The organism is Nonomuraea rhizosphaerae, assembly GCF_019396405.1.
Classification (GTDB): domain Bacteria; phylum Actinomycetota; class Actinomycetes; order Streptosporangiales; family Streptosporangiaceae; genus Nonomuraea; species Nonomuraea rhizosphaerae.
In genome coordinates this window covers 1-7048 of sequence record NZ_JAHKRL010000295.1, presented here as the reverse complement: position 1 = coordinate 7048, position 7048 = coordinate 1, and the positions used below count along the sequence as shown (strand labels likewise).

The following is a 7048-nucleotide window of genomic DNA, read 5'->3' as shown; positions in this document are numbered from 1 at the left end:
CGGCCCGCTCGTCGTCGGCGGACGGGGCGCTGGGGGCGGGCGAGGCCGGGTCGGGGTGGTGCTCGGAGCCGCACACGGCGCACGGGGCGCCGTCGGTGAGGTCGCGGGCCAGCTCGGCGGCCATGCCGTCGATGCGCGCCTGCCGTACGTCGAGCCAGCGCTCGCGCAGCCCCTGGGCCCGGTCCACCAGCGCCTGGCAGGTCGCGGCGGCCGACTCCAGCTCGGCGGCCAGGGCCTCACCGCGCCGGGCGGCGTCCCGTACGGCCCTGGCGGTGTCGAGCGCCGCGGTGGCGGCCGGGACGGCGGCGGCCTCGGCGCGCACCTCGGCGAGGCGGGCGTTCGCGCCGGCCAGGCGGGCGGGCAGCTCGGCGTCCATGGCAGCTACCTCGGCCTCGCGCCGGGTCAGCCCGTCGAGCTCCGCGGCCAGCCGGGACAGCTCACGATCGACGTCGATCAGCTCGGCGGCCGCGTTCCGTACGTCCTGCGCCGCCGGGATCCTCGCGGCGTCCAGGCGGGCGGCGGCCAGCTCGCGCTCGGCCTCCTCGATGAGCGCGGGCAGGGCGGCCAGCCTGGACGCGGCGGTCTCGTCCTCGTCGGCCAGGCCGGTCAGCTCGGCCTCGACGCGCTGCAGGTCCCTGCGGACGACCAGCAGCCTGGCCTCCTCGGTGAGCAGCTCGGACAGGCGGGCGATCTCGGCCTGGCGGTCGCGTTCCATGGCCTGCAACCGCTCGGGCGTGGCCCACTCGGGGGCGGGGCCGGCCGCCGCCCCGGGACCGTCCCGCCCTTCGCGGCCGACCCGGTCGTGGGGACCGCCCCTCTCCCCGGGCCCGGCGGGGTCGTCACCGAAGGGGTGGGTGGCGGCGGTCGCGGTCGTCAGGAGGGGGCGGGCGCGGGTGAGAGCGTCGGCGGCCAGGGCGCGGGCCTTGGCGGCGGCCTCGGCGCGCTGGCGGGCGGTCGTGATGAGCGGCACGACGCGGTCCGCGCGGGCGGCGTCCTCCAGGACGGCCTGGAGCTCGGCGCGTTCCTCGGCCCGCTCGTCGAGGGTGCGGCGCAGCGTGAGCGCCTCGGTGTGGCGGCGCTGCCGCTCGGCCAGCGACGTCGCCCGCTCGAACCGGTCGCGCGCCGCCCGCAGCTCCTGCTCGGCCTCGGCGTGGTGTGCGGCGGTGCGCACGACGACGGCGCGCGCGGCGTCGAGCAGCGCCCCGGCCCATCCGATCGGGTCGTCCTCCGGCGAAGGCACCGTCCCGGCGGGGTCGTCCCCCGGCGTGGGTGTTTCGGACCTCGGCGCCTCAAGGGAGGTGGTCAGGTCGCCCGCCGCCTCCTCCAGCCGCTGTACGGCGAAGTCGACCCGCTGGCGCAGCTCCTGCGACTCCCGCCAGGCCGCCTTCCGGTGCTCGGCCAGCCAGGCCTCCGCCTGCGTGAACACCTTGACGGTGAACAGCCGCTCCAGCAGCTTCCGCCGATCATCCCCGTCCGCCCGCAGGAAGCGGGCGAAATCGCCCTGGGGCAGCATCGCGACCTGGCAGAACTGGTCGGCGTTCATGCCGAGCAGCCCGCCCACCAGGTCGCCGGCCTCGTCGGAGCGCGTGGTGAGCCCGCGCCAGGCCCCCTCGACCCGCTCCTCGACGATGACCTTGGCCTTCTCCTCGGTGAAGCCGGAGCCGCGCAGCTTGGGCCGCTGCCACACCGGCGAGCGGCGGATGCGCAGCGACCGGCCGCGCAGCGACACCTCCAGGGCGACCGACGGGCCCACGGCGGGCGGGGCGTGGTCGCAGCGCAGGGCGCGGGCGCTGTTGCGCTGGCCGGGGACCTGGCCGTAGAGGGCGAAGCAGAGGGCGTCGAGGATCGTGGTCTTGCCCGCCCCGGTCGGCCCGTGGACGAGGAAGAGCCCCGCTTCGGCGAGTGCGTCGAAGTCGACCGTCTCTGAGCCGGGGAAGGACCCGAAGGCCGTGAGCGAGAGCCGGTGCGGCCGCATCTACGCCATCGTCTCCTTCGCCCTGGACGCCTCGATCGCCTGTCTTAGCAGGTCTTCCTCCTCAGGTGCGGCAGGCTCGCCGCGTACTTCCCTGACGAAATCCAGCGCGACCTCCGCCTCGGGCCGGCCGCTGAGCCGTACGGGCTGGGCGGCGGCGACGGCGCCGGAGGGCTCGAAGGCGAGGGCGAGCGTGTGCGGGTAGCGGGCGCGCAGCCGGTCCATGGCCGACTTGGGGCGGACCGGGTCGGTGAGCACCACCTGCAGCCAGTGGTCCTCCATGTCGGTGTATGTCGGGGAAGTCAGCAGGTCGTCGAGCAGGCCGCGCAGCCGCCCGACGGGGCGCGGCACCGGAGCGGGCACGAAGGAGGTCTCCCCGGAGCCCAGCTCCACCAGCCAGGACCCCTTCCGCTGCCCGGCCTCGGAGAAGCTGTAGGCCAGCGGCGACCCCGAATAACGCACGGTCTCCGCCATGCGCTGACGGCCGTGCAGGTGGCCCAGCGCCACGTAGGAAACCCCGTCGAACACCGACAGCGGCACATGAGCCACCCCGCCCACACTGATGTCGCGCTCGCTGTCGCTGGCCTCTCCCCCGGTGACGAACGCGTGCGCCAGCACCACCGACCGGGCGTGCCGCGCGGCGTCGGCCCGCACCCGCTCCATCGCGTACGACATCGCCGCCGTGTGGCTGCGGCCGGGCAGCTCCCACGCCCCCTTGACCAGCTCGGGCTCCAGGTAGGGGATGCCGTAGAAGGCCACGTCGTCCACCATGACCGGCTCCCACGCCCGCGACGGGTCGGTGCGCACGTGCACCCCGGCGCCGTCCATCAGCCCGGAGCCGAACCCGAGCCGCGCCGCCGAGTCGTGGTTGCCGCTGATCAGCACCACGCGGGCGCCCGCCCCGGTCAGCCGGTGCAGCGCCTCGCCGCACAGCGCGACCGCGTCGACCGGCGGCAGCGCGCGGTCGTAGACGTCGCCCGACACCACGACCACGTCCACCCGCTCCGAGCGCACGGTCTCGACCAGGTGGTCGACGTACGCGGCCTGGCCCCGCAGCAGGCTCTCGCGGTGGAAGGAGCGCCCGAGGTGCCAGTCGGAGGTGTGCAGCATCCGCATTCGCAGGAAGCTAACAGGTCTCACTGACATATGCGGTCCCATGCGCCACATGCCCCGGGAGTAGGCTCACTGATCGGCGGGCAAATCTACGCACATGGGGAGGCCGATGCGCACTGGCCGTGGCACCTTGAGCGTGGCTGCAGGTTTGGTGCTCGTGGCTCTGGCTTTTGTCGGCTACGTTCTGCCACCCGCCTTCGACCCTCCGCCACTGACGGTCGACCAGACGTTCAAGGCCCTCCCCCCGCAGCCCGCCGGTGAGCTGCGCCCCGTGGTGGCGAACATCCCCGTGCGGCACGAGGAGATCTCGATCCCGGCCGAGGGCCAGACGCTCGTGGGAACGGTCCGCGTGCCCACGACGCCGGGCCGCCATCCGGCGATGGTGTTCGTGTCGGGATCCGGCAACGGGTCGCGGACGGAGTTCACGCCGCAGGCGGAGTTCCTGGCCAGAGCGGGCGTGGTGACGCTGGCCTTCGACAAGCGGACGGTCGGCTACAACTTCCGCGACCGCGACTTCGGCCTGCTCGCCGACGACGCGCTGCGCATGGTGGAGTACCTGCGCTCACGCCCTGACGTGGACCCCTCGCGCACCGGGCTGTGGGGGGTCAGCGAGGGCGGCTGGGTGGTGCCGATCGCGGCGGCCAAGAGCCTGGACGTCGGGTTCGCGGTGCTGGTCTCCTCGCCGAACGTCTCCCCGCTGCGCCAGGTCGCCTGGGCGCTGAACGAGCAGTTGCTGCGCCTGCGCGCGCCCATCGGCGCCCGTGACCTGCTGACCAGGGCGATGGGCGGGGTCGGCTTCAACTTCCTGCGCTACGACGCGATGCCCGCGCTGCGCCAGATCAAGCAGCCGGTGCTGGCCTTCTACGGCACCCAGGACCCGTCCATCCCGTTCGTGGAGTCCACCCAGGCGCTGACCACGGCGCTCAAGGAGGCGGGCAACGACCAGTACACGATCCGCTACATGGACAAGGGCGACCACGCCATGCGGATCCACGGCGGGCCGTTCACGCACGGCTATCTGGAGACGCTGGCGAACTGGATCCTCGGCCTGCCCGGCACCGCCAAGCCCGCGGTGCACCTGGCGGGCGCGACGCCGGTGCAGCGGTTCGAGGCGAGCGACGTCCCGGCCGCGCCCTGGTACGCGGGCGGCACGATGCTCGGCCTGACGATCTGCCTGGCCGCCGTCGGCTACGTGGCCGGGCCGGTGGCCGCGATGGTCGTCCGGCTGCGCGGCCGCCACCACACCCCGATCGAGACGAACGCCCGGCTGTGGCCGCCCATCAGGCGCCGCCTGGTCAAGATGGCGTGGACGGGGCTGGGGCTGCTGGCCTCGGTGCTGGCGTTCATCACGCTGCTGGTGCTGTTCTCGGTGAACCAGGCGGGGGCCTGGCCGGCCGTGCTGGCCGGCTGGGTGATCGTGCGGATCCTGGCGGTGCTGATGCTGGTGCAGGAGGTCACGGCCGTGGCGGCGGTCGTGGCGGGCCTGCGCGAGGGCCTGCGCCCGAGCCGCTGGCAGCACGTCGCGATCGCGGGCGTGCTGGGCGGCACGGGCCTGCTGCTGGTGGCCGCCGCCTACTACGGACTGTTCTCATTCCCCTGGTGAGTTCACATATGCCGCGTGCCAGCGGTCGATCTCGGCGAACACCTGCTTGCGCACCGGCTCCGCCGACAGCACCAGGTCGTGCATCCCGTCGGGCACGCGCACACAGGTGACGTGCGGCCCGACGGAGGTGGCCCAGCGCGAGATCTGCCGCGGGTCGAGCACGGTGTCGGCCGAGCGCGCCTCCGGCACGAAGTCGCGGATCCGCAGGCCGGTGGCGGAGGCCAGCACGAGCACCGGCGCGTCCACGGCCAGCCCGGCGTGCAGCCGCCGCTGCGCTCTGCGGATGGCGGCCAGCCACGTGGCGTGCACGGAGAAGCCGCCGAGGGGCTTCATCTCCAGGTCGTAGTCCCATTCGCCCTGCGCCGTGCGGTGCAGGCTCTCCCCGTACACGGTGCTGACGCCGAGCGGCAGGGCGCGGCGCGAGTACGACAGCGGCGTCCCGAGCAGGTCGGCGGCCAGCCGCAGCGGGGTGGGGACGTTCAGGTCGAAGAACGGGCTGTTCAGGACGAGCCCCTGGACGAGGCCGCGGCCGCGGACCCGGTCGGCCCACAGGGGCGCGATCAGGCCGCCGGTGGAGTGGGCGTTGAGGGTCAGCTCGTCGTGGTCGCGCCTGATGATCCGTACGGCCTCGTCGATCTCCGGGAAGTACTCGGTGACGCTCCTGACCAGTCCCCTGGTCTGGTGCGGCAGCAGCGACCGGCCGTACTTGCGCAGGTCGAGGGCGTAGAAGTCGATGCCGCGGCCGAGGTAGTGGTCGGCGAGGTGGTCCTGGAAGAAGTAGTCGGTGAACCCGTGGAGGTAGAGCACCGCCCTGCGGGAGCCGGCCTCGCCGGGGACCCGCCTGGAGATCAGCGTCGCCACGACCTCGCCCTCGAAGTCGGGCGGCATGGTCAGCACGGTGGTGTCGTACATGTCAGCCACCATAGGGATTGACCGGCCATTCCGGCACACCGGCCGGGAGGTCCTCGCTGACCGTCATCGGGAAGACGGCGGGCCGCTTCTCCAGGAACGAGGTCACCCCCTCCACCGTGTCGGGCGCGGAGCCCAGCTCGGCCATCAGCCGTGAGTCGGCGGCGTGCGCCTCCCATGGCGAGGAGGCCGACAGCCCGGACCACATCAGTCTGCGGATCGCGGCCACCGAGACGGCCGAGGTGTTGGCGGCGATCTCCGCGGCCAGCTCGTACGCGGCCGGCAGCAGCTCCTCCTGGGGCAGCACCCGTGAGACCAGCCGCCCGGCCAGCGCCTCGGCGGCCGGGAAGACACGGCCGGTGGCGGCCCACTCCATGGCCTGGGCGATGCCGACGAGCCTGGGCAGGAACCAGCTCGACGCGGCCTCGGCGACGATGCCGCGCCTGGCGAAGACGAACCCGAACTTGGCGGTGTCGGCGGCCAGCCTGACGTCCATCGGCAGCGTCATCGTGACGCCCACGCCGACGGCCGGGCCGTTGATGGCGCCGATGACCGGCTTGAGCGAGCGGGCGATGCGCAGCGCGACCGTGCCGCCGCCGTCGCGCGGCACGCCGTCGACCAGCTCGCCGCCGGCGGCGCGGTCGCGGTTGCCGAACGTCTCACCGCCGCCGCCCAGGTCGGCCCCGGCGCAGAAGGCGCGGCCGGCTCCGGTCACCACGACAACCCTGACGTCGTCGTCGGCGTCCGCCAGGTCGAACGCCTCCATCAACTCTCCGCGCATCGTAAAGGTGAAGGCGTTCATGCGGTCCGGACGCTTCAATGTCACGGTGGCGATCCGGTCCGCCACGGCGTAGTCGATCTGGGAGAAGGCCATGACCGAATCATATTCTGTTACTGATGTTCACTCTCCCATAAGGACATATTTCGCATTCGGTCCGTAGGCTGCCGCCTCGATTCGGCCTAGTGTGTACTGCGCGGGGAAACGGGGATGGCGTGAGGCAGGCAACAAAACCGGTGAGCGCCTTGGCGGTTCTCGGGTGGCTGGCGCTGACCGCGCTGGCTCCGGGGGCGGCGCATCTGAGGGCCGGATGGCGCAGAACCGGACTGGTGCTGCTCGGCTGCTACGCGGCCGGGCTTCTCGCGCTGCTCGCGTACGGGCTGGCCACCGACAACCTCGCCGGCGAGCTGGTCGACGACGGCGTGCTGAAGGGCGTCACCGCGGGCGCGGCCGTGCTGGGGCTGGCGTGGTTCGCGCTGATCGTCCACTCGTTCGTGGTGCTCAGGCCCGGCCGGCTGTCGCAGGGCGGCCAGATCGCGGCGGGCACGCTCGCGGGGCTGCTGGCCGTCGTGGTCGTGCTGCCGTTCGGGGTGGTGGCCGAGACCGTGTGGACCTCCCAGCAGACGCTCAACAGCATCTTCACCGGCAACGGCGCCGACGGGGCCGCCGCCCC

The 7048-nt window shown here is 73.4% G+C and carries 5 protein-coding genes and 1 pseudogene; 2 read left to right on the top strand and 4 right to left on the bottom strand.

Translation table 11 applies throughout. The features are described from left to right. Positions 1-1975 (bottom strand): AAA family ATPase (locus KME77_RS14975; RefSeq protein WP_219467298.1); only part of this gene is annotated, 1975 nt, incomplete at its 3' end. Next, a complete protein-coding gene (locus KME77_RS14970) occupies positions 1976-3088 on the bottom strand; it encodes a metallophosphoesterase family protein (RefSeq protein ID WP_219467295.1) in 1113 nt (370 codons plus the stop codon). It abuts the gene before it with no gap. Positions 3089-3236: 148 nt separating this feature from the next. Here KME77_RS14970 and KME77_RS14965 point away from each other — a divergent pair, with 148 nt between their 5' ends. Next, on the top strand, positions 3237-4688 hold the full coding sequence (locus KME77_RS14965; RefSeq protein WP_308250706.1) for an alpha/beta hydrolase family protein: 1452 nt from the start codon (positions 3237-3239) through the stop codon (positions 4686-4688). On the opposite strand, the gene KME77_RS14960 is transcribed toward KME77_RS14965, so the two are convergent. After that, a complete protein-coding gene (locus KME77_RS14960; RefSeq protein WP_246609786.1) occupies positions 4674-5600 on the bottom strand; it encodes an alpha/beta hydrolase in 927 nt (308 codons plus the stop codon). The genes KME77_RS14965 and KME77_RS14960 overlap by 15 nt on opposite strands. Position 5601: 1 nt before the next feature. Further along, entirely contained in the window at positions 5602-6471 is an 870-nt protein-coding gene (locus KME77_RS14955) for an enoyl-CoA hydratase-related protein (protein WP_219467290.1), read from the bottom strand. Positions 6472-6611: 140 nt separating this feature from the next. Here KME77_RS14955 and KME77_RS14950 point away from each other — a divergent pair. Continuing rightward, positions 6612-7048, top strand: a pseudogene (locus KME77_RS14950) (LCP family protein); the annotation flags it as partial.

Excerpts from the sequence above, each read along its gene's own strand:
- KME77_RS14970 (WP_219467295.1), bottom strand. The coding sequence starts at position 3,088 with ATGCGGATGCTGCACACCTCCGACTGGCACCTCGGGCGCTCCTTCCAC.
- KME77_RS14960 (WP_246609786.1), bottom strand. The coding sequence starts at position 5,600 with ATGTACGACACCACCGTGCTGACCATGCCGCCCGACTTCGAGGGCGAG.
- KME77_RS14955 (WP_219467290.1), bottom strand. The coding sequence starts at position 6,471 with ATGGCCTTCTCCCAGATCGACTACGCCGTGGCGGACCGGATCGCCACC.